Genomic DNA, 22,989 nt, shown 5'->3' on the forward strand with positions numbered 1-22,989 from the left:
GGGGCGTGCGACGGACCGTGGGACACCCCGGGTGACGCGGCGTGGACACCCAGGCCGCACCGGACAGGTGGGCAGCCGGGCGACCCGTGTAGGAGAGGCTCAGTCCTCCGACTTCCAGGGGGCCAGGGCGGGCAGCGGAAGCGCGGGGCCCACGCGGCTCAGGGTGACGCGGGAGACCTCGGAGTGCGCGCGGCGCATCACCAGCGCCTGGGGCTGCGCGGCGCGGCGCTCGACGATGCGGCGCAGGTCCGCCAGTCGCTCCATGTGTCGCTGCGGCGGAACTTCCTGCGAGCCCAGTCGCGCGAGCTTGTAGAGAGCGAGGTCCGCGGTCTCCAGCGCCGCCTCCGCGACGGACTGCTGGCGGCGGCCCAGGGCCTTCCAGGCGGCGGCCTCGGCGGCCACCAGCTCCAGCTCCGCGGACACCGCGCGCACGAAGCGGCCCTCTTCGCTGTCGGGCAGCACGCGCGCCACCGGTACGGGCAGGCGCCGTGTATCGGTGCCCTCCATGTACGAGGTCGTCACGCCCAGGCTCCAGTCGGCCGCGTTCAGCTTGCCGGCGAAGAGGACGCGGCGCGGGAAGGACTGGGATACCGCGCCCAGGGACGCGCTCATGGCGTCGCCCTCGACGCGCGAGGAGTAGCGGTGGCGGCAGCGCAGCTCCGAGAAGCCCGAGGGCAACACATACACGCGCGCGTCCGAGCCCACCTCGCCGAACAGCTCCGCGGACAGCGAGCCCACCGCCTGCGGCAGGCCCTCCGGGTCATCCACGTGGACAAAGCCGGTGCCGGAGGGGCCAGTGAGCGCCTCCAGGATGTCGGGCAGGTAGTGCCGCCCCAGTCCCAGCGCGTGCAGCACGACGCCGGACTCCACGACGCGCGCGCCCAGCGTCTTGAACTCGGAGAGGTGCGAGGGGCCGACGGACGGCTCGCCATCCGTGAGCATCAACACTTGCGGACGCGCGCCGGGGACGAGCACGCGGCGCACGGCCTCCGCGCCCCGCTCGACGGCCTCGTGCAGCGCGGTGCCCTCACCGGACTCCAGCCGTGACAGCGCCTTGAGGAACGTCGTCTTGGCGGCGGCGTCCATCGCGCGCACGGGCAACAACTGCTCCGGCTCCGCGTCGAAAGTCAGCAGGCCCAGGTAGTCGCGAGGACTGGCGCGCTCCACCAGGGACTGCGCGGCCTGCACGGCGGCGAGCAGCGGGACACCGCGCATGGACGCGCTGCGGTCCAGCACCAGGTTCGCCGTCACGGGGGCGCGAGGCGCGTCCGCGTCCGCCTCCAGCGTGACGAGCAGCAGGACTTCGCGGCCGTTCTCCCCGTCGCGCTCCACTGCCAAGGCCGTCTGCTTCATCCGTGCTCCCGCGCGCTCTCACGAGACATCCTGCCGCGAACCGCCCCGTGAGCGACGACGTCCCTCACGACCGAAGTCTCATGGGCCACAACACCCGAAGGCATGCATCCGCAGGGGAAGGCTTCCACGTCGAGGATGTGGGCAGATACACCTCGGAAGCAAGAGGTAGCGCCCTTCACACCCGACGTGGGGGTAGATCCTGACCGCGTGCGGGGGGGCGACTAGCGAGTCACGCCACAGGCCGCGCAGTGCCGCGCTTCGGGCGTCCGGAGCGGCTTGCCGCAGTGCGCACAGGGCGGCCCATACTGACTGAGCCGGTGGTGCATCACCGCGTTGGCGTTCGTCTCGCGAAACCCGGTGAGCCGCTCGTACTCCTCACACACGGGCCGGAACCGCTCCTCGATGATGAAGCGCCGCTCCGCGCTCGGCGCCTCCGCCGGGCTCCGTGGAGAAAACGCCGCCCGGTACAGTCCGGCGACCCGCGCGAACTCCTCCTCGTCGAGCATCGGCACGTCCAACTTGCAGCGCCAGCACCACAGCACCTTCATCCGAGCCTCCCGCCCCACGCGCGCGCATGCGGAAGCTTCGCGCACGACGCCAGGGCGCGCTCAACGACGACAGCCTGAAGGAGAAGATGACGGGCGCCCCGGACACCGGGCGTCACCGGGAAAACACCGGCCCGGGAGCCACCCACTCAGGGCGCCACCGCACGAGCCGAACCACCAGTACGAAAGAAGCGCCCCCGCGCATCCGCGGGCCGCGGGGGCCGCGAATCACTCCGCCGCGCTCCAGCCGCCCCACTTCTCCTCGGAATAGCCCCACATGCGGCCACCAGGAGAACCATCCACGGAAATCACGGACTCACTCTCACCATCTTCGGCGAGGTCCACATACGGCAGCCCTTCATCGTCCATGTAGGTGGTGTCATCGTGAACCATGTCCGACTCCTTTTGGGCGCTCCGCTTCAGGGAAGGTGGACGGCCTTTCGGCTCGCCTCCTCGTGGGCGCCCCCCTGTTCGGTCCGCGTGGGTCCGCACGATGCGGTGCCCGGCTCAAAACTCGTTGACCGATTTACCGACCATGGTGACCATGTCGCCCCGCGTTGTAAAGCCCTTGGGGCATCAAAGTTCCATCCCTCGTTCCGGCCCCTCGCCTGCCCGCCCGCCCTCCAAGCTTTGTCCCAATTATTTCAGTGGGTTGAGAAGGAGTTCAGTGCCTGACAGGCTGCGAGGCCGTCGTACAAGGTAGGTCGGACTGGCGTCGGAGGGAACCACACAGCAGTCAACACCGCGGCATTTTCAAGGCGGTAGCCTGACAGTGCGGGTGTCAGTAAATCCGTGGAGCGAGCAAGCTTGCTCGCTCGTGGCGCCGCTTCCGTGCTTCAGTCCCGGACACCCCGCCCGCTCAGCGCTTGATTCGAGAATCACCCCTGTTAGGGTTGACGGGCACTCCAGTTTTGCCGCGTCGCGGCAACGGGCCTTCCGCCGCGTCCCCCCAGAGGTCCTCCGAGTCCCAATGAGTCCCATCATCACCGGCCTATTGCTTGCCATCGCCATCCCCATCTTCGTGATGACCATGTCTGGTCGCGTGGGCGTGTTGCTCGCGATGAAGAAGACGGAGAACCGGCTCGACAACATCCCGCTGCGCATCAAGCGGCTCGTGCTCTTCGGGCTCGGTCAGAAGCGCATGGTCGACCCGGAGGAGTTCACCCCGGGTTTGATGCACGTGCTCATCTACGCGGCCTTCATGGTGCTGCAGATTCGCACCATCATGATGTTCGCGATGGGCTTCTCGTCCGGCGCGCTGGAGCTCTTCACCGACCTGAGCCACCCGTTCTGGATGGACAACGGGGCGCTGCTGGGCGCCTACCGTGGATATCTGCTGATCAAGGACCTGGTGGCGGCGCTGGCCCTGGTGGGCTGCGGCTACTACGTGTGGACGCGCTGGAAGGTGAAGCCGGACCGCATGTCCCAGTCCTGGGAGGCGTACCTCATCCTGGGCTTCATCTCCGGGCTGATGGTGTCGGAGTTCATCTTCGGCGGCAGCCACATGGTGGCGGCGCAAGCGGCGGCGCAGCAGGTGCCCATGGGCGCCACGCAGGTGCCCGCGGCCCCGTCAGCACTGGTGTGGTGGGAGCCTGTCACCAGCCTCGTCGGCATGGTGATGATGCCCCTGGGCCCCACGGCCGCGCACGTGCTGGGCATCGGTGGTTTCTGGCTCCACCTGGTCATCGTCCTGGCGTTCCTGAACTTCCTGCCCATCGGCAAGCACTTCCACATCATCACCGGCCTGCCCAACGTCTTCTTCCAGCGCACCCACTCCACCGGCAAGCTGCCCACGCCGAATCTGGAGAAGGAGGAGTTCGGCACCGCCACGGTGAAGGACCTCACCTGGAAGCAGGGCCTGGACTTGTACTCCTGCACGGAGTGCGGCCGCTGCCAGACACACTGCCCCACGTACATCACCGGCAAGCCGCTCACGCACAAGGCCGTCAACCAGGACCTGAAGCATTGGATCTGGGACCACGAGCAGTGGGTGGAGGAAGGCTACGGCCCCAACCGCATCAAGGAGCCGCTGCAGGAGATTGTCGGCGGCGCGCTGAGCTCCGAGACCATCTGGGCCTGTACCAGCTGCGGCTGGTGCGAGCAGGCGTGTCCGGTGTTCATCGAGAACGTGCCGCGCCTCATCGACATGCGCCGCTACCAGGTGCAGGTGAAGGCGGACTTCCCCCCCGAAATCCAGCGCGTGTTCGAAGGCATGGAGCGCCAGGGCAACCCCTGGGGTCTGGGCCAGGACCGTCGCGACGAGTGGGCCGAGGACCTGGCGCTGCCCACGTGGGGTGACGACGGCGGGCCGTACGAATACCTGTTCTTCGTGGGCTGCGCGGGCAGCTACGACGACAAGCAGAAGAAGGTCAGCCGCTCGCTGGTGAAAATCATGCGGGAGGGGGGCGTGAGCTTCGCCACGCTGTCCAAGCAGGAGATGTGCAACGGCGACTCCGCGCGCCGCATGGGCAACGAGTACCTGTACCAGACGATGGCGAAGACGAACGTCGAGTCGTGGAACTCGATGGGCGTGAAGGCGGTCATCACCCAGTGCCCGCACTGCTTCAACACCATCAAGAACGAGTACCCGGAGTTCGGCGGCGAGTACCGCGTCATCAATCACACGGAGCTCATCAACGAGCTGCTGCGCGAAAAGCGCATCAAGCTGTCCGCGGTGATGAACACCAAGCTGACGTACCACGACCCCTGCTACCTGGGCCGGCACAACGGCGTGTATGACGCGCCCCGCGAAGTGCTCAAGTCCATCCCCGGGCTGGAAGTGGTGGAGATGCAGCGCAGCAAGCGCGAGGGCTTCTGCTGCGGCGCCGGTGGCGGTCGCATGTGGATGGAGGAGCACATCGGCACGCGCATCAACCACAACCGGTTGAACGAAGTGGCGCTGACGCTCAAGCACGCCGAGGACCCGACCACGCCGTTCCCCAACGCCTCGGACAAGAAGAAGCCGGGCATGGTGGGCGACTACAAGGAGAAGGGCGGCACGGGCATCGTCGCCGTCGCGTGTCCCTTCTGCTCGACGATGCTCGGCGACGCGGTCAACGACACCGGCCGCGAGGAGAACATCAAGGTCAAGGACATCACCGAGCTGGTCGCCGACGCGCTGGAGGTCCGCGGCGGCGCGGCCAGTGGAGTGGCTCCCGGTGCGACGCTGAGCGCCAAGCCGGAGTAGCGCACGCGCGAAGCAGACACAGGGCCCTTTGGCTTCCACCGCGAAGCCGAAGGGCCCTTCGTCGTTTCAGGCGCTCACTTCACCCACTCCAGGAGGAACGTGCAGGCGGAGCCCTCGCGCGCGACGATGGAGACACGAGGCTCCTTCGCGCCGGAGAGGGTGAGCAGGAACTCCAGGACGCCGACGTAGTAGTGGGGCCTGTCGTTGATTTCGCTGAGCCACAACTCCGCGCGCCCGGGAGAGATGGCCTTCACCTGCGTCTCCACGTAGTTGTCCGTGCCGCGAAAGCCCCGGTTGAGCTGGAACAGCATGAACTGCGGCCCCAGCGCGCGAGCGCCCACGCCCAGCATCCGGCCGAGCACCGTGGCCAGCAGGCCCTCCATCACCGCGTGGCCCAACAGGCGCCAGGCCTCCTCGAGCGGTTTGTCCGGCCACAAGTCGCGCAGCACGATGTGCTGCCAGCGCAGCCACGAGGCCAACGGATACGTCGGCAGCAGCGGGACGGACAAATCCAACCCCGCCTCGCGCAGCAGGCGCCACGCGTCCTCGGACAGGCGGTCCTTCAGCGCAATCTGGAAGAGGCCCTGCACCGTCCCGCTCAGGACGATCTTCGGCTCGGACGTCGCCATGCGGTGACTCCTCCGGGGGCTCGACATCAGGCCGGCACGCGCGCCTCCCCGGAAGGCACCGCACTTCCACCGGCGCGAGGTCTCACTTCGAAGCGAGGGCGGACCGTACGCGCGACCTCTCCCTCACGGTGCGGGGCCACTCGGGCGTGGAGGCTGGTGAACGCCGCGAGTGTCCGGACACGGACGCGCGCTCAGGGCTTGCGTTGTTTTTCCGAACGCAGCGCCCGCTCCAGCCGCTTCGTGGGCCCGGCATCCCCGAGCTTGCCCGTCACGTATGCGCCCGCGGACGCGAGCTTCCGGCGGAAGTCGTCCTTCGGCGGGGTGGTGGGCGGAGAGGCCGTGCCCGGGCCGGTGATGGCATCCGAGCGCAGCAACAGGGGCACCATGGAGCGCTCGTCCTCCGTCGCGCACTCCCACAGCGCCGACACGCAGTTCGAGCTGCCATGGGCGGCGGCGATGATGACCGCGGACTCGCCGATGCGGTTCGTAATCGTCGCGTCCGCGCCCGCCTTCAGCAGCAGCTCCACCAGGCCGGTGTGTCCCTCCCGCGCCGCCACCATCAGCGGCGTGAGTCCCTCGTCATCGAACGGGTCGGGGTGCTCGCCCGCGTCGAGCTGGGACTTCAAGGACTCGCGGTCACCCGCGAGCACGGCATCGAAGAGGGACATGGCAGCCTCCTGGCGGCGGACAGCATCGCGCCTCGGGGACGCGGATGCCAGGGGGCCTGAGCGCCTGGAGACAGGACTACAGCGGGCCGTACGAGGGCTCGGCCGCGCTGGGCACCGCGAGCGTGACGGAGTTCGACGGCGCCGCGCTCACGGTGGAGCGGTAGATGCCCGGGTCCCCACCCGCCGAGTCGACGAAGAGGAAGCCGACCTGGCTCGCTCCCGTCCACACCGGCCAGGTCTCCTGCGCGCTCGCGCCGCCGTAGCTGGTGACGCGTCGCAAGGTCCCCAGGTTCCCTCGTCCGCTCAGGGTTCCCACATAGGTGCGCACGCTGCTCGAGGAGCCACGTCCGTCCAGCACCACCTGCGAGCCGTCCGGCGACACCGCGACACGGTTGGCCACGGCCACGACGTCATTGCCCAGCGACGAGTAGATGATGGCGCCTCCGGAGACCGGCACGTACGCCACCTGGTTGAGCTGCTGGAGCCCGCTGCCGGAGGGCGCGACGACGGCCGTCCCATTGGGGACGAAGGACGGCGCCCCAAAGCCGACGGGGAGGTTCGGGGTGAGCTCCTGGAAGCCGCTGCCGTCGGTGTTCACCCGCCCCAGCGAGGTGAGGGAGCTGTTGCCGGGAGAGAAGACGAAGACGACGCTGCGGCCGTCCGGGCTGAAGGTGGGCGTGCGGAAGTTGGTGCAGCCGCGCGCGCAGGCCGCGTCGTTCTCGGTGAACAGCGTGGCCACGGTGCCGCCAGTGGTGGGCACCGTCAGCAGGGACGTGCCGCCGCCGCGCTGGACGAAGACGATGCTGCGGCCATCTCTCGACACCGAGGGCCAGTAGGCGCCGCCGGTGCTGGTGAGCCGCTGCGGGCTGTTGGGGTCTCCCGCGTCATCCACCACGAAGACGTTGCGGTCGTCCTCGCGCACGAAGGCGAAGCCCTTGCTGAACCGGACGTCGCCCGCGCCGCCGCCGCCGCCGTCATCCTCGAACGGCTCGCACCCGCCCAGCAGCCCCACCGCCAACAACCCACCGACGAAAAACCGCTTCCCCGTCATCGCAGTCGCTCCACGTCACCGGCCCGGTTGAGAGCCCCGCACTACAGGGCGCGCCGGGTCGGACGTCAACGCGAGTGACGGCATTCACGGGCACACCCGCGCGGCGACTTCAGCGGTTGAGCTTGACCAGCTCGTTGCGGCACTGGTTGCAGAGCGAGAGCTGCTTGCGGTCACAGTCCTGCGGAGACTGCGCGAAGAACATCACGCACCGGGGGTCCTCACAGTAGGACAGCCCGAGCAGATGGCCCGCCTGGTGGATGACCTCCACCTGGATGCGCCGCCGCAGGTGCTCACCGTCAGCGCCCTGGCGAAGCCGGAACACGCTCACCACCGCCGTGTGTGACTCGCGGTCCGCCTCGCCGAAGACGAAGGGCGAGTCCGGGACGAAGAGGTCCACGTCCGTCACGCCGAGCACCAGCTGCTGCCCGGGCTCCATCATCGGCGTGAGCCGACGCATGATGGCGTTGCAGTGGTACTGGGCACGGTCCTTGTTGTGGGCATAGGCCGGCGTCGGGAGCGCCGTCTTCGCCACCACCGAAGCGGTGCCCATCTGTGTGGTCAGTGGGTCCTGCAGGTCTTTCAACAGGGTTGCCGTTGGGCTTCCCACGGAGACCAGCAGGAGCGTCTTCTGCGGCATCGGGCCACCGTCCTTCATGCACACGGACGGACGCGCTGGCTACCGCGTCCCCCCGGAGCGGAATGACTGGGGCGCAAGGATTCGAACCTTGATACTCAGAGTCAAAGTCTGATGTCCTGCCATTAGACGACGCCCCAGCAGGTTCGCACGTGTACTTCTGGCGGCCGATTCTACGGCATCTGGACGGGCTCGGGAACCCACTCTGACGTCAGGATGCGACGAGCCCCCCTCCCACCCCACTTCCACGCGGATCAACCCAGGAAAGAACCGCTCCTGGGGCGCTGAATTCCACCAGGAGTGAATTGACGACTCCGCGTGTATCGGCGGAGGCCCGGCAATCCCGAGTCCGGGCCCCCGCGCGGAGGGGCTCAGCCCTTGAGGACGGCGATGGGAGTCAGCCGCCGGACGGGGGTGACCAGGTCCGCCTCGTCCTCCAGGACCTCGACGAGGTCGCGGTAGGCGGCGGGTGCCTCCTCCACGAGCGACTCGGCCCGTCCGGCGTCATGCACCACGCGTCTCAGTGCATGGGCCAGGGCGGAGGGGCGGATGCGGGCGCGGGCCTCGCGCCGGGTGAGGACGCGACCGGCGCCATGGGAGCAGGAGCGGAACGCACGGGGCTCGGCCCGGCCTTCCACGACATATGAGGCGGTGCCCATGGAGCCGGGGATGAGCCCTGGCTGCTCCGCCTCCAGTCCCACCGCGCCCTTGCGGTGCACCCACAGCTCGCGTCCGAAGTGGGTTTCACGGGCGACATGGTTGTGGTGGAGGTCGACCGTGGACCGGGGGTCGACCTCGATGCCCAGCGTCCGCGACACCACGTCGAGGGCTCGCGCGGCCAGCGTGTCGCGGTTCGCTCGGGCGAAGCGACAGGCGAGGTCCAGGTCCGCGAGGCAGGCGGCGCCCTCCTGCGTGTGCAGGTCCAGGCCGGGCAGGCTGCCTTCGCCGAGCGCCACCGCGACGCGCTGGTGGTGCTCGCCGATGGCCGCCCCCACACCGCGAGAGCCCGAGTGCAGGAGCAGCCAGAGGTCTCCTCCGGCGTCCCTGTCCAGTTCGACGAAGTGGTTGCCACCGCCGAGTGTGCCCAGGTGTCGCGGCGCCAGCCGCTCCCAGACGTGGCTCAGCTTCCGGGTGGACAGCGGCGGCGCCTCCAGCGCGGCGGGCAGTGGGAGGCCGCGACCTCGGTGCGTCGCGTCTCCCACCGGGATGGCCTGGGCCAGGCGGGTGAGCAGCAGCTCCAGCGTGTCACGTCCGAGTGACGCGGCGGGATACTCGAAGCGGTACGCGCTCACGCCGCAGCCCAGGTCGCCGCCGAGGGCGCCGGGGACGACGTGGTGCGCGGTGGCGAAGACGGAGCCCACCGCGACGCCGTTGGCGACATGGACGTCCGGCATCGCGGCCACGTGCTCGACGACGTAGGGCTGAGAGGCGAGGTGTCGGAGCTGTTGCTCCGCGCCCGGAGGCAGGCTTCGGGCCCAGACGAGGATGGGCACGGCGCCGGGCACTGCCGGGAGGACGCGGGGACTCATCGCTCACCTCCTTCTTCGTCGCCATCGTCGCCGAGGAACGTGGGCTCTTCGTCCTCGGTGACAGTGGCGTCTTGTGACGCGACGAGCGGCGGGGCTTCCAGCGAGCGCTCCGCCACGCCGATGTAGATGAAGCGCAGCTGCGGCACCCGCTTGAGGTCCAGGTGCTGAGCGAGCTGCGAGCGCAGATAGCCGCTGGCTCGAACCAGCGCCTCCTGGACTTCGCGCACACCCGAGGCCGCGGCGGGAGTGAGGGTGTAGCCAATGCGGATGAGCCGGCCATCCGGCGTCAGCTCGAAGGACGTCGGAGAGACGCCTTCGAGTCGTGGGTCGGACAGCTCGCTCCGGAAGAGGAGGGAGACCTCCTGGAACAGGGTGGACTGCACGCGCAGGTGACGCGCGGAGGGAGGCTCGGACGACGACGGCGAGAACGACGGGACAGCACCCTCGCGCCGACGGGACGCGCGGGGACGACGATTCCTGGAAGAAGACATGAGTGGACGAAGAGTTCCCAGCAGGCCGCGCATGCGACGCGTGTCCTCGTGACCCAGCTCACGAGGACACGCGCGGCACGTCGACCGGAGTGCACGGTGACAACGGCTTGCGCGCCGTGCTGGCTCGTTCTGGAGGCGACTCGCTCCTACCCACTCAGCCCTGAAGGCAGGTGAGGGAGCGACTCAGCTTCGGAGAGACGTGCACGACGCGAAGCGACCCGAGACACCGTTCATCGCAGTCCCCATGGCACACCTCCCGCCCGCGCTCGGAGTCTCCGGCACGAACACTCGTGGGTTTCAGACGGGGAGAACGCACGGCCATCAACGCCGGCTCGCGTTCCCCGGCGGACGCGGACGAAAAGGCCCGGGGACTCCTGACACGCGTCGATTCGGCCCCGCCTCTCGGGACAAGGCCGGCGTCACCTGGAGGACAGCGTGCGCCGTCGACCTGCCTGGAGAGGGGCGGATGTCCGGTGGTCGCCACCCCTTCTTTCCACCATCCGACGAGAAGCCTCGAATGGGATTGGCCCCTTCGCGCCTCCCTGCCTACGCAGCAGGGCGCGAGGGCGAACACATGGCGGATGTCTTCGATGTGGTGGTGATTGGTGGTGGGCCCACGGGAGAGAACGCGGGAGCTCGAGCCGCCGCGGCCGGGCTGTCCGTGGCCCTGGTCGAACACGAGCTGCTCGGCGGCGAGTGCTCCTACTGGGCCTGCGTTCCGAGCAAGGCGCTGCTGCGTCCAGGGGACGCCCTCTGGTTGGCGAAGCACTCGCCCGGTGTGCGGGAGACCATCAAGGGACCGCTGGTCGCCAGCGCGGTGTTGGAGCACCGCGATTCGATGGTCAACCACTACAAGGACGACTCCCAGGTGAAGTGGGCCGAGGGCGCGAAGCTCACGGTGGTGCGGGGCCACGGCAAGCTCACCGGCCCTCGCAAGGTGCGCGTCGAGGGCAAGGACGGCACCGTGCGCGAGCTGGAGGCAAAGCGCGCGGTGGTGCTCGCGACGGGCAGCCGGCCGCGCATCCCGGACATCGCGGGGCTGAAGGAAGCAAAGCCGTGGGACAACCGCGAAGGCACGGGCGCGAAGCAGGTGCCCAAGCGACTGCTGGTGCTCGGCGGCGGCGTGGTGGCCGTGGAGCTGGCGCAGGCGTGGCGCTCGCTGGGCTCCGAGGTGACGCTGGTGGAGCGCGGCAAGGCGCTGCTGTCGCGCTTCGAGCCCTTCGTGGGTGAGCAGGTCGCCCAGGCCCTCCGCGATGAAGGCGTGAAGGTGATGCTGAGCACGTCCATCGCCAGCGTGAGTCGCCCTGGAGGCAAGGGCGAAGTGACGGTGAAGCTCGCGTCGGGTGAGGAGCTGAAGGGAGACGAACTGCTGGTGGGCATGGGGCGCGTGCCTCGCACGGACTCGCTCGGCGTGGAGACGGTGGGGCTGAAGGCCGGCGAGTCGGTGCAGGTGGATGACCAGCTCCGCGCGAAGGGCGTGGAGGGTGGCTGGCTCTATGCGTGTGGCGATGTGAATGGACGCAACTTGCTGACGCACATGGGCAAGTACCAGGCGCGACTGGTGGGCGACGTCATCGCGGGCAAGAAGGCGAGCGCGTGGGCGGACACGAAGGCGACGCCGCAAGTCATCTTCACGCATCCGCAGGTGGCGAGCGTGGGCCTCACGGAAGCGAAGGCCCGTGAAGCCAAGCTGCCCGTGCGCGTCGTGCAGTACGACCTGGGCAAGGTGTCGGGCACCGCGCTGTTCGGCGAGGAGCTCGGTGGCACGGCGAAGCTGGTGGTGGACGAGAAGCGCCGGGTCATCCTGGGCGCCACCTTCACCGGGCCCGAGGTGGGCGAGATGCTGCACGCGGCCACCATCGCCGTCGCGGGTGAAGTGTCGCTCGACACGCTCTGGCACGCGGTGCCGTCATTCCCCACGATGAGCGAGGTGTGGCTGCGCTTGCTGGAGGAGTACGGCCTGTAGCGCGAGGCACGTGGGGAAGCCTTTTCCCAAGTCCCGCCCCGCATGACAGCCTTTGCATGCGGGGCTCAATCCCATACAGACCTGGGAAGTCTCATCCACCCGGGCGCCCGGGTGCCCATCGCGGGACACCGCTCCCCGCTCGTGACAACGCGGCCCTGCGCATGTGCCGCCAGGTCAGTGAAACACCTTCCTCCGCGACGACACCGCACATCCGGGCACACCCGGTGTGACAACCTTCGCGCCACGTCAGGGCAGGCGGGCGGACCCGCGGGCGGGAGATCCACCTCGCGCCTCCACACGGAGGCCGTTGCCGGGCAGGGCTCCGGCGTGAAATGGTGAACACCTCCCCGCACTCGCAGCCTCCTCGATGACCGTCGACGCTCCGGGGCCGTGCCGACACCACGGCCTTCCCCGCCCTTCGCCCGCACCCCGAGTGAACGGGCCCGTCCACTCCCTTGTCCTCGAGCCCGGGAGCCCGGCCCCGTGACGACCTCATCTCAATCCGCGAGCGCGCTGAGCGACACCGCGAGCCCCTCGAAGCTCACCTCCACCAAGTGGGCCCGCTGGCTCTGGTGGCTGGTGCTGGCCGTGCTGCTGGTGGCCGCCGTGGCCGTGGGACAGCACCCGCGCCGTGGCGTGGACTTCCGCGTCTATCTCACCGCCGCCGAGCGCTTCATCGAGGGCACGGACCTCTACCGCGTCTCCGACGGCACCATGCCGTTCAAGTACGCGCCCATCACCGCGCCCCTCTTCATCCCCTTCAGCCTCCTGCCCCCGCGCCTGGCCGTCGCCCTGTGGAATGTCGGCTCCATCCTCGCACTCGTGGCCGTGGCCCGCCTCACCCGCCGATCGCCGCACGGCCCCGGTGAGGCCACGCCATGGGCCTGGGCGCCCGCGCTCACCACCATCGCCCTGCTGCCCGCGTTCACCTTCGAGCTGTTCTATGGCCAGGTCGACGTCGTCATGCTGCTGCTCGTGGTCGTCTCCGCGCACGGCGCCGAGCGCGGCCAGGTGTGGCGTCCGGGCGCGGCCTTCGCGGTGGCCTTCCTCCTCAAGCCCCCCGCCGCGCTCATCGGCCTGTTCTTCCTCTGGCGCCGCCACTGGCGCGTCATCGGCGCCACCGCCGTGTTCGGCGTCGTGCTCTCGCTGCCCACGCTCGCGCGCTACGGCTGGGACGGCACCCTCACCCAGTTCCAGATGTGGAGCGAGACGCTCGCCCGCACCACGCCGCCCTGGGTGCTCAGTGGCAACGCGCAGGGCCTCCCCAGCCTGCTCATGACGCTGGTCCTTCCGGGCACCGTCACCACACCGCCCTCCTTCGCCATCACCCTGGCGCAGGCCGTCGCCATCGCGCTGTTCCTCGCGGGCGTGCTGTGGGCGCGGCCCGGCCCAGCGGATCTGCTGGCCCTGTGCTGCCTGGGTGTGACGCTCCTGTCACCGTTGGCCTGGCGCGCCAACTTCGTGCTCGCCTGGCCCCTGCTGCGCGCCGCCACCGAGGGCCGCTTCCGCACCAACCTCACCCTCGTAGGGATGATCGCCTTCATCGGCACCGTGTTCTCCGACAAGGGATTGGGTATCGAGTGGTCGCGCGAGGTGATGCTGATGCGCCCGTTCGCGCTCATCTACTGCGCGTTGTTCATCGCCCTGCTGTGGCAGATCCGCCAGCAAGGCGCGCCTCGGGCCATGACCCCTGGTGACACTCTCGCCCGTTTGCCTCGCACCCTGCGTGGCATGCGGGCGCCGTGACATGTCCGTCATCTTCCTGGCCTGAAAGTGTCACGGGGTCCGGACACCCCTGAAACATGGCGTCGCTATATGCGCGTCAGCCATGTTCGAAACGTTCGACAGCGCCTCTGATGTCGCCTCGGCACGAAGGTTCGCGCTCTCCACCACGGCGTCCGTCGCGGTCTTCGTGCTCATCGGAGTCGCGGTCGTCTCCTTCGCCGGCAAGGTGCGCGACGTCATCCAGGAGAAGAAGGGCACGGACGTCGTCTTCCGGCCCCCGCCTCCCGTCGTCGAGGTGAAGCCCCCGCCTCCGCCGCCGCCCGCGCCTCCCAAGCCGAAGCTGCCCCCCAAGGCCGCGCCTCCCGCGCTCGCCAAGGCGCCGCCTCCCGCGGCCCCGCTCGTCGCGCCCGCGCCCATCGTCGCGCCAACGGTGGTGCCCTTGGACAAGCCTCCCGAGGCCGCCACGGAGACGGTGGCCGCCGCGCCCATCGCCGTGGGCGGCACCGGCGCGCTCGTGCCGGGTGGCCGCGTGGGTGGCACCGGTAGCGGCGAGGCCCTTTCGGCCGGGGGGGGACGCGCGGCGCCCATCAACCTGCCGGAGTCGGCCACGCCGCCGGAGCCGCTCGAGTCCAACCTCATTCCGGAATACCCCTCCGAGGCCCGCTCCAAGGGTCAGGAGGGCATGGTCATCCTCAAGGGCGTCGTCGAGGCGGATGGCCGTGTCACCCAGCTCAAGGTCATGCGCGGTGACGAGCCGTTCGCCAGCGCGGCGCTCTCCGCCGTGCGCACGTGGCGCTTCAAGCCCGCCGTCGTCGAGGGCCGCCCCACCGCCGTCTTCCGCATCTTCAAGGTTCCGTTCCGTCTCAAGTCGTAGGCCGTCTGACTCACCCGCACCTGCCCCCCAGGAGCACATCGTCATGAACTTCAATCTTCGCGACATCTACAACCACATGGGCGTGTTCGCCCTGGGCATCGCCTGGACGCTGATGCTCTTCGCCGTCGCGTCCCTCGCGGTGTTCTTCGAGCGGCTGTTCGTCTTCTTCCGCTCCCGCGCCACCTCGCGCGCCTTCGCCGCTCGCGCGGGTCAACTCCTCATGCAGCACCAGCACGAGGCGCTGGTGAAGGAGGCCGAGGGCACCAAGGGCAGCCACCTGGCCGTGTTGCTCGGCGGCGGCATGAAGGCGTTCCTCGCCAAGTCGAAGCTGCCCGCGGGCAAGCTGGGCCCGGTGGAGCTCACCCGCCGCGAGCTGGTGCGCATCAACGACCGCGTCAGCGCGGATGTGCGGCGCGGCATGTCGCTGCTCGCCACGGTGGGCTCGGTGGCGCCGTTCGTCGGACTGCTCGGCACCGTGGTCGGCATCATCGAGGCCTTCGCCGGCATCGCCAAGGAGGGCTCCGGTGGCCTGGGCGCGGTGTCCGCCGGTATCGCCGAGGCGCTCGTCGTCACCGCGCTGGGCCTGCTCGTCGCCATCCCCGCGGTGCTGATGTTCAACTTCCTCTCCACTCGCGCGGACGCGCTCCAGCTCTCGCTGGACGCGGCGCGCAGCGAGCTGATGGACCACCTGGAGGACATGCCCTCCGACAAGCGCGGGGGCGTGAACAACGGCGCGGTGGCCACCGGGCCGGAGACGGTGGCGCGCCGGGAGGGGCTCGATGTCCGCCCGGCGTAGCAGCATCACCCCGGAGATGAACGTCACGCCGCTGGTCGACGTGGTGCTCGTCCTCCTCATCATCTTCATGGTCGTCACGCCGCAAATCGAGTCGGGCGCGTCCGTGGAGCTGCCCGCCGCGACGAACCCGGACAAGGAGAACAAGGAGCTGGAGCCGACGACGGTGAGCCTGGCCGCCAACGGCGCCATCTTCATGGACCGCAAGGAGTTGAAGAAGGAGGCGCTGCTCGTGGAGCTGAAGTCGCTGCGCGAGAAGAAGCCGGACTCGCCCGTGGTGCTGAAGGCGGACCGGGGCGTGCGCTACTCCGAGGTGCGCGGCGTCTTCAAGAGCATGCAGGACCTGGGCTTCCCGGGCATCAACCTGCAGGTCATCGACAGGAAGAAGTAGGAGCGCGCCATGGCATTCGACCTCGGAGGCGGCAAAGCGGGCGGACTCCGCCCGACGATGAACGTGACGCCACTGGTGGACGTGGTGCTCGTGCTGCTCATCATCTTCATGGTCGTCACCCCGCTGCTCACCAAGCAGATGTGGATGACGGTGCCCGCGAAGAGCGACAAGCAGGAGGAGCCACCTCCCCCCCCGCCTGACGCGTTGCCACCGGTGGTGCTCACGGTGGACCGCGTTGGCGTGCTGCGCATCAACCGGGAGGAAGTCCCGCGCGAGCAGGTCGTCGCGCGACTGCAGCGCATGCTCAACGCGCGCCCGGACAAGATTGTGTTTTTCGACGCGGGCGACGACGTGCCCTACGGCGCCGCCATGGAAGTGCTGGACCTCGCCCGGGGAGGAAATCTCACCGTGGGCGTGCTGCCGGACAAGCTCGCGGACTGATGTGTCCGCCTGGCGGCGGGTCGTGACCTCGAGTTTTCGATCCGCCGCCTGAATCGTCACAAGCCATCCATTCCAATGCCATGCGAGTCGCGTTGTTTATGCCGCGACCGTTGGCAAGGAGAGCCGTGTTGTCTCGCGCAAGCCTTCAGCGCGCCCTCGTGGCAGCGCTCATCCTCATCACCTCGCCCGGGCTCGCCCTCGGTCAAACCCCTTCCCTTCCTGGCTCGGAGAGCACTCCGTCCGGCACGCAGACGCAGGTCGTCCCCCCCGTGACGGACGACAAGGCCCCTCCGTCCGAGGAGCTGCGCCCCGCCGCTCCCGGCATGGCTCCGGCCGCCGACGGAACGACGCAATCACAACCACCTCCGCCCTCGCCGAATCCGCAGCAGCCCGCCGCCACGCAGACTCCCGCCACCGCTCAGCCGAACGCGCGGCCTGTCGATGGCGCTCCCGCCACGGTGCAGTCGCCCGACGCACAGCCCGTTGACGGCGAGCCCGCCACCGCGCAGCCCGCCGACGCCGCGGCCACCGATGACGAGGCCGTGCTGGCCGAGTCCTCCACGCCGCCCCCGGGCTTCACGGGCATCTACGGCAAGGTCGTCGACGAGGCCAACCAGGAGGGCCTCATCGAGGCCACCGTGAAGGTCGTCACGGGCGCGCAGAAACAGTCGCTCACGGACCTGGATGGCAACTACCGGCTCGCGCTGCCGCCCGGCAAGTACGACCTGCGCGTCTTCTACGACGTGTACCAGGGCCGCCGCATCACCGGCGTCATCGTGACGCAGGGCAAGGCCACCAAGCTGGACGTCGCGCTCGGCGCGGACGTGGGCGCGGTGCAGGAGGTCGTCGTCGAGGCTCGCTCGGACCGCCGCGCCGAGGGCGCCCTCCTCCAGGAGCGCAAGAAGGCCGCCGCCGTCTCCGACTCCATCAGCGCCCAGGAAATCGCCCGCACCCCCGACTCCAGCGCCTCCGATGCCGTCAAACGCGTCGTCAGCGCCACCGTCGTCGACGGCCGCTACGTCTACCTGCGCGGCCTGGGCGGCCGCTACATCACCACCCTGCTCAATGGCGCGCTGCTGCCCAGCCCGGAGCCCGATGAGCCCAGCGTCCCGCTGGACCTCTTCCCCACGTCCCTGCTCGCCAACCTCAACGTGGTGAAGAGCTACACCGCCGACCTGCCCGGCTCCTTCGGCGGCGGCGCGCTCCTCATCGAGACCAACACCTATCCCAGCCAGTTCGAGTTCAAGCCGCGCATCACCTTCGGCGGCGACACCGAGACCACCGGCCAGGCCCGCAATACACAGACTGGCGGCGGGAGCATGGAGTTCCTCGGCTTCCCCGGCGGCAGCCGCAAGCTGCCTGACGCCATCCCCACGGACCACGCGCTCGGCAACGGCAACGAGTCGGCCGCCGAGCAGGAGCAGCAGTGGGAGAGCTTCAACAACGTGTGGAACGCGCGCAGCAAGACGGCGCTGCCCAACATGGGCCTGAGCGCGTCGCTCGGCGACACGCTGCGCTTCGACAACCAGCGCCTGGGCTACCTGGCCACCGTCAACTACGGCCACCGCGAGAACACCCAGTTCACGCAGTACAGCAAGGCCTCCTATGACCTGGAAGGCGACTTCGTCAGCTACGACGACGCGCAGACGCAACTGGGCACGGAGGTCGCCAACCTGAGTGGCCTGGCCAGCGTCGGCTACCAGTTGGACCGCGACAACGAGCTGACCCTCTTCAGCCTCTTCACCCGAGGCACCGAGACGCGCACCACCACCAGCGTCGGAGTGGACACGCTCAAGGGTGACCGCTACGAGGGCAGCCGCCTCCAGTTCATCGTCCGCCAGCTCTCCTTCAACCAGCTGCGCGGCTTCCACCGCATCGGCCTCTTCGGCGACTCGGAGGTGGACTGGCAGGCCAACCTGTCCCGCGTGGACCGCGACGAGCCGGACACGCGCGACTCGCTCTACAGCGACAACCTGGGCAACCCGTCCGGCGGCATGTCCTTCCCCAATCAAGCCAACAGCGGCGAGCGCTTCTTCGCCGACCTGGGCGAGACGTCCTTCGGCGGCAGCGTCAACCTCACCGTGCCCCTCTCGGACCTGCGCTTGAAGTTCGGCGGCCTGACGCAGCTGTCCTTCCGCGACTTCCGCGCCCGCCGCTTCCGCTACGGCATCTCCCCCAACTCGGACGTGGACCGCTTCCTGCCGCCCGAGACGCTGTTCAGCGCGGAGTACCTGGGCAACGGCATGCGCATCCAGGAGAGCACCCGCCCGGACTCGGACGCCTATGACGCGTCGCTCGGCGTCTTCGCCGGCTACGTCAACGCCGACTTCAAGGCCACGGAGTCGCTGCGCCTCGTCGGTGGCGTGCGCCTGGAGAGTTCCCAGCAGACGCTGACGGCGCTCAACCAGTTCACCGGCGTGGAGGCGTCCAAGAACGACGTCAACTACCTGGACTGGCTGCCCACGCTCAACGCCATCTACGCGCTCACCCCCACGGTGAACCTGCGCGCGGGCTACAGCTACACGCTGGCGCGGCCCACCTTCCGCGAGCTGGCGCCCTTCTCGTTCTACGACTTCGTGCGCCGCCGCAACATCTCCGGCAACCCCTCCCTGGTGCAGACGCGCATCCACAACGTGGACGCCCGCGTCGAGTGGTTCACCGGGGACAACGAGGTGCTCGCCGCGAGCGTCTTCTACAAGCGCTTCCTGAATCCCATCGAGCGCGTCATCAACTCCGTGGGCTCCGGCGACATGAACTTCGAGAACACGCCGGCGGCGGACACCTACGGCCTGGAGCTGGAGGCGCGCACCTCGCTGGGCCGCGTCACCCCGGCGCTCCAGCCGTTCAAGGTGGGCGCCAACCTCACGCTCATCCAGTCGCAAATCGACCTGGGTTCGCTGCAGGGCCTGCAGACCAACGCCAAGCGTCCGCAGCAGGGCCAGTCGCCCTACGTCGTCAACGTCAACCTCGGCTACGAGCGACCCCAGAGCGGCACCGAAGTCGCGCTGCTCTACAACGTCTACGGCCGCCGCATCAGCGAAGTGGGCACCGACAACCTGCCCGACGTCTACGAGCAGCCGTTCCACCGCATGGACCTGGCCCTCACCCAGAAGCTCACCGAGTCCACGCAGCTGAAGCTGACCGCGTCCAACCTCCTCAACTCCCGCATCACCCTCCAGCAGGGCGACATCGCCCTGGTCCAGTACCGCCCGGGCCTCGCGTTCTCCGCGTCGCTCGGCCTCTCCCTGTAGTTTCCCTCCCGAAAGGAAGTCTCGCCATGAAGCGCTTGTTTGCCTCCCTCTTCATCCTGTCCAGCCTTGTCATTGGCCCTGGCTGCGGCGACGACGACAAGAAGGACCCGGTGGTGGACCCGCCCCCCACGCCCACCCCCGAGACGGTGGATGTGGCCCAGGACATCACCGCGGACACGACCTGGAAGACGGGCAACACCTACGTGCTGAAGAAGTACATCTTCGTCAACAGCGGCACGCTGAACATCGAGGCGGGCGCCACCATCAAGGGTGAGCAGGGCAGCGCGCTCATCATCACCCGCAACGCGCGCATCAACGCGGTGGGCACCGCGGAGAAGCCCATCGTCTTCACGTCCTCCAAGGCCGTCGGGCAGCGCGAGGCGGGCAACTGGGGCGGCGTGGTGCTGCTCGGCCGCGCGAAGCTGAACGTGTCCGGCGGGGAGACGACCATCGAGGGGTTCTTCGCCACCAGCGGCAATGACCAGACGAAGTACGGCGGCACGGATGACGCGCACAACTGCGGCACGCTGAAGTACGCGCGCATCGAGTTCGCCGGCTTCGAGCTGGCGCCGAACAACGAGCTCAACGGCCTCACCACGGGCGGCTGCGGCTCGGCGACGGACATCGACTACGTGCAGGTCCACAAGGGCCTGGACGACGGCATCGAGATGTTCGGCGGCACCGCGCCCCTGAAGCACATCGTCATCACGCAGGCGGACGACGACGGCCTGGACTACGACCTGGGCTACAGCGGCAAGGTCCAGTTCCTCATCGTGCAGCAGAGCCCCCGCGTGGGCGACCGCGCCATCGAGGCGTCCAGCCACAAGACGACGCCGACGCAGGAGCCCATCAGCATCCCGGAAATCTGGAACGCCAGCTTCATCGGCTCCAACGCGGACCCGGGTGGCAACCCCTCGCAGGAGGGCCTGGTGTTCAACACCGGCGCCGGCATCAAGCTGCGCAACGCCGTCGTCGCCCACTTCAAGGACCAGGCGGTCGACGTGGACGGCACGGCCTCCGCGGCGCTCTTCAACGAGCCGGGTGACTCGCGGCTGTCCATCCGCAACACCTTCTTCTGGGACAACGCCAACATGAACGACACCATCCCCTTCGCGCCGAACCCGAAGGTGGAGGGTGGCGTGACGGTGGACCCGGACGTCAGCCGGTTCAACGAGGCGGAGAAGATTCTGGTCGCGGCCAACGGCGTCAAGCTGCAGGACCCGCTGCTCACCGCGGCGACGAACCTGACGGCGCCCAACTTCTCGCCGGCCGCGGGCTCGCCCCTGCTGAACCCGGACAACGCGGCCACGCCGGGCGCGGGCTTCGACACCAGCGCGCGCTTCGTCGGCGCGGTGGGCCCCACCAACTGGCTGGCCGGTTGGACGTCGTTCCCGGAGAACTAGGCCTCATCGACTGAACCCGGGCCGCTCCGTGGAAGTCCCCGGAGCGGGCCGGCACCGTGGCCCGGCCGCGGGTCTCTACCGGAGGGGGGCTCCGGAGAGGCCTCGCGTCCGGGCCGCGGCTTTTTCAGGAGCCGGTGGGTTTTTACCCGGTTTTGACAAACACCCGTCGCGAGATGTTGGAGATTGGCCGCCTTCCGTGAAGTGGAGGGGCCGCACTCCCACGGAGGACGAGGTTGTTCGAACATGTCGCAACACGGCCCCAGGCAGTGGTGTCTCTTAGGCGCCCTGCTTCTCATTGGTTCCCCTGGCAAGAGCAATGCGGCGGAGCGGGACATCACCCCGCCGCCCCTTCCCCCTTCCATCCAGGCGAAGATTCTCCGCCCCCCTCGCGCCATCCCGGACCGCTACATCGTCCAGTTGGAAGCGGATGAGGCCGACCAGCGTCTGGCGGGGGGCCGCGCGGCGAGAGCCTCCACGCTGGCTCGGGAGCTGACCTCCCACCTCGGTGGCGCGGAGGTCCTCCACGTCTACACACACGTGCTCGATGGCTTCGCCGTGCGGCTGACGGAAGCCCAGATGGAGAAGCTGGCCGCGGACCCTCGCGTGAAGCGCATCGAGCAGGACAGCCAGGTGCGGCTCTCCAGCGGTCAGTTCACCCAGGGCAGCGCCCCATGGCACCTGGACCTCTTGGACCGTGGCGCGGTCCTGGGCGACTACAACACCACCTACCAATACACGCATACGGGCGCCGGGGTTCACGCGTACATCATCGACAGCGGCATCCTCACCACCCATCCCGACTTCGGAGGGCGTGCGTCGTATGCCTATTCCAACATCGACGACAACGGGGACACGCTGCCGGACAACAACGACTGCAGCGGGCACGGCACCCATGTGGCCGGAATCCTCGGCGGAGCGACGTATGGAGTGGCCAAGGGCGTCACCTTGCACGCCGTGCGCGTCCTGGGTTGCAACGGTAACGGCTCCACCATTGGAGTCACCCAGGGCGTGGACTGGGTGGCCGCCAACCGCATCAACCCGGCCGTGGCCAACGTGAGCCTCGGGGGATTGTCTCCCCTGCTCTCGGAGGCGGTCGCGAGCGCCATCGCCACGGGCGTCACCTTCGTCATCGCGGCGGGCAATGGAATCGAGGACCTGGGCCCGATTGATGCGTGCGGCGTCGACCCCGCGAAAGTCCCCGCGGCCATCACCGTCAGCTCGGTCAACTCCGCCAAGAGCCGGCCATACTTCGCCAACACGGGCGGCTGCGTGGACCTCTTCGCGCCGGGCGTCGGCGTGCTCTCCACCTGGAACACGCTGGACACGGTGCGCTGCCCCAATCCGGGGACAGCGGGCGCGCCCACCTGCACGCTCGATGGCACGTCCATGGCCTCGCCCGCCGTGGCCGGCATGGCCGCCATCTTCCTCGGGTGGAACCGCAGCCCCACCGTCACGCCCGCGGTCGTCGCGGCGGCGCTGAAGGGCCACGCCCGGGCGGACGCCAGCAACGTCGGTCCAGGCTCGCCCAACCTGCTGCTGTACCACCTCCCCTTCCCCTTCATCCGGAATGAAATCATCGCGGGCCACAGCGCCAAGTGCATCGCCATCTCCACCTTCGGCGGAGCGGGCGCCGGCTCCCTGGCCATCCAGGTCCCCTGTCAGGACGTGGTCGAGCAGCGCTTCGGCTTCGTCACCGAGGCGGGCGTCGACTACACCCTCCGCACCGTGGTGAGCAGCAATGCCTCCACGCTGGAAGTGACGGGCGGCAGCATCCTCGCGGGCACCACCATCGCCCAGTATCCCTATGGCCCGTATGACAGCCAGCGCTGGCGCTTCGAGCAGGACTCCCCGGGCTTCTTCCGCATCGTCGTGCGGCACACCGGCATGTGCATGACCGTCCGCAATGGCACCACCGCGGATGGCGAGCTGCTCGTCCAGCAGCCCTGCGATGGCAGCGCGAATCAGGTCTTCCGCGTGGACCGCTTCGACCCGTCCGAGGACGACTGAAGCCTCTGCCTCGAAGGGCTTTCCAACCCCGCCCGTGATGAGTCGCCGCAC

General features: G+C 68.9%; 19 protein-coding genes and 1 tRNA gene. 10 read left to right on the forward strand and 10 right to left on the reverse strand.

Annotated elements, in window-relative coordinates; translation table 11 throughout:
* Positions 1–99: 99 nt before the first annotated feature.
* From G4D83_RS26595 to G4D83_RS45645, 3 genes are all read right to left on the reverse strand, one after another.
* Positions 100–1,353, reverse strand: a complete 1,254-nt coding sequence (locus tag G4D83_RS26595; RefSeq protein WP_163867647.1) for a vWA domain-containing protein — start codon at positions 1,351–1,353, stop codon at positions 100–102.
* A 221-nt stretch (positions 1,354–1,574) separates the two neighbouring features.
* The gene (locus tag G4D83_RS26600; protein WP_163867648.1) at positions 1,575–1,901 is read right to left on the reverse strand and encodes a C1 domain-containing protein; all 327 of its coding nucleotides are present in this window, start codon (positions 1,899–1,901) and stop codon (positions 1,575–1,577) included.
* A gap of 225 nt (positions 1,902–2,126) precedes the next feature.
* Positions 2,127–2,291, reverse strand: a complete 165-nt coding sequence (locus G4D83_RS45645; protein ID WP_176434057.1) for a hypothetical protein — start codon at positions 2,289–2,291, stop codon at positions 2,127–2,129.
* Between the two features lie 577 nt (positions 2,292–2,868).
* Here G4D83_RS45645 and G4D83_RS26605 point away from each other — a divergent pair.
* Positions 2,869–5,085: a (Fe-S)-binding protein gene (locus G4D83_RS26605; protein WP_163867649.1), complete on the forward strand. Its 2,217-nt coding sequence runs from the start codon at positions 2,869–2,871 to the stop codon at positions 5,083–5,085.
* Positions 5,086–5,159: 74 nt separating this feature from the next.
* On the opposite strand, the gene G4D83_RS26610 is transcribed toward G4D83_RS26605, so the two are convergent.
* The 7 genes from G4D83_RS26610 to G4D83_RS26640 form a co-directional block, all read right to left on the reverse strand.
* Positions 5,160–5,714, reverse strand: a complete 555-nt coding sequence (locus tag G4D83_RS26610; protein WP_163867650.1) for a DUF2378 family protein — start codon at positions 5,712–5,714, stop codon at positions 5,160–5,162.
* A 191-nt stretch (positions 5,715–5,905) separates the two neighbouring features.
* Positions 5,906–6,382: an ankyrin repeat domain-containing protein gene (locus tag G4D83_RS26615; RefSeq protein WP_163867651.1), complete on the reverse strand. Its 477-nt coding sequence runs from the start codon at positions 6,380–6,382 to the stop codon at positions 5,906–5,908.
* Positions 6,383–6,458: 76 nt separating this feature from the next.
* Positions 6,459–7,433 (reverse strand): TolB family protein, encoded by a 975-nt coding sequence (locus G4D83_RS26620; protein ID WP_163867652.1) that lies wholly within the window; start codon positions 7,431–7,433, stop codon positions 6,459–6,461.
* Positions 7,434–7,542: 109 nt separating this feature from the next.
* A complete protein-coding gene (locus tag G4D83_RS26625) occupies positions 7,543–8,070 on the reverse strand; it encodes a non-proteolytic archaemetzincin-like protein (protein WP_163867653.1) in 528 nt (175 codons plus the stop codon).
* 66 nt (positions 8,071–8,136) lie between these two features.
* Positions 8,137–8,207, reverse strand: a tRNA-Gln gene (locus G4D83_RS26630).
* A gap of 231 nt (positions 8,208–8,438) precedes the next feature.
* Positions 8,439–9,596 (reverse strand): RtcB family protein, encoded by a 1,158-nt coding sequence (locus G4D83_RS26635; protein ID WP_163867654.1) that lies wholly within the window; start codon positions 9,594–9,596, stop codon positions 8,439–8,441.
* The gene (locus G4D83_RS26640; protein ID WP_163867655.1) at positions 9,593–10,087 is read right to left on the reverse strand and encodes a ribosome-binding factor A; all 495 of its coding nucleotides are present in this window, start codon (positions 10,085–10,087) and stop codon (positions 9,593–9,595) included. The genes G4D83_RS26635 and G4D83_RS26640 overlap by 4 nt, the downstream gene beginning before the upstream one ends.
* A gap of 574 nt (positions 10,088–10,661) precedes the next feature.
* Here G4D83_RS26640 and G4D83_RS26645 point away from each other — a divergent pair.
* From G4D83_RS26645 to G4D83_RS26685, 9 genes are all read left to right on the forward strand, one after another.
* Positions 10,662–12,053, forward strand: coding sequence for a dihydrolipoyl dehydrogenase family protein (locus G4D83_RS26645; RefSeq protein ID WP_163867656.1), 1,392 nt, complete (start codon positions 10,662–10,664; stop codon positions 12,051–12,053).
* Positions 12,054–12,536: 483 nt separating this feature from the next.
* Entirely contained in the window at positions 12,537–13,799 is a 1,263-nt protein-coding gene (locus G4D83_RS26650; RefSeq protein WP_163867657.1) for a glycosyltransferase family 87 protein, read from the forward strand.
* An 82-nt stretch (positions 13,800–13,881) separates the two neighbouring features.
* Positions 13,882–14,652 (forward strand): energy transducer TonB, encoded by a 771-nt coding sequence (locus G4D83_RS26655; protein ID WP_163867658.1) that lies wholly within the window; start codon positions 13,882–13,884, stop codon positions 14,650–14,652.
* Between the two features lie 43 nt (positions 14,653–14,695).
* The gene (locus G4D83_RS26660) at positions 14,696–15,448 is read left to right on the forward strand and encodes a MotA/TolQ/ExbB proton channel family protein (protein WP_163867659.1); all 753 of its coding nucleotides are present in this window, start codon (positions 14,696–14,698) and stop codon (positions 15,446–15,448) included.
* On the forward strand, positions 15,432–15,836 hold the full coding sequence (locus tag G4D83_RS26665) for an ExbD/TolR family protein (RefSeq protein ID WP_163867660.1): 405 nt from the start codon (positions 15,432–15,434) through the stop codon (positions 15,834–15,836). Before G4D83_RS26660 ends, G4D83_RS26665 begins: the two co-directional genes overlap by 17 nt.
* Positions 15,837–15,845: 9 nt before the next feature.
* Entirely contained in the window at positions 15,846–16,277 is a 432-nt protein-coding gene (locus G4D83_RS26670) for an ExbD/TolR family protein (RefSeq protein WP_163867661.1), read from the forward strand.
* A gap of 80 nt (positions 16,278–16,357) precedes the next feature.
* Entirely contained in the window at positions 16,358–19,528 is a 3,171-nt protein-coding gene (locus G4D83_RS26675) for a TonB-dependent receptor domain-containing protein (protein WP_163867662.1), read from the forward strand.
* Positions 19,529–19,554: 26 nt separating this feature from the next.
* Positions 19,555–20,931: a hypothetical protein gene (locus G4D83_RS26680; RefSeq protein ID WP_163867663.1), complete on the forward strand. Its 1,377-nt coding sequence runs from the start codon at positions 19,555–19,557 to the stop codon at positions 20,929–20,931.
* Between the two features lie 243 nt (positions 20,932–21,174).
* Positions 21,175–22,938 (forward strand): S8 family serine peptidase, encoded by a 1,764-nt coding sequence (locus tag G4D83_RS26685; protein WP_163867664.1) that lies wholly within the window; start codon positions 21,175–21,177, stop codon positions 22,936–22,938.
* Positions 22,939–22,989 lie beyond the last annotated feature (51 nt).

Origin of the sequence: Myxococcus eversor, from assembly GCF_010894455.1 — a bacterium.
Classification (GTDB): domain Bacteria; phylum Myxococcota; class Myxococcia; order Myxococcales; family Myxococcaceae; genus Myxococcus; species Myxococcus eversor.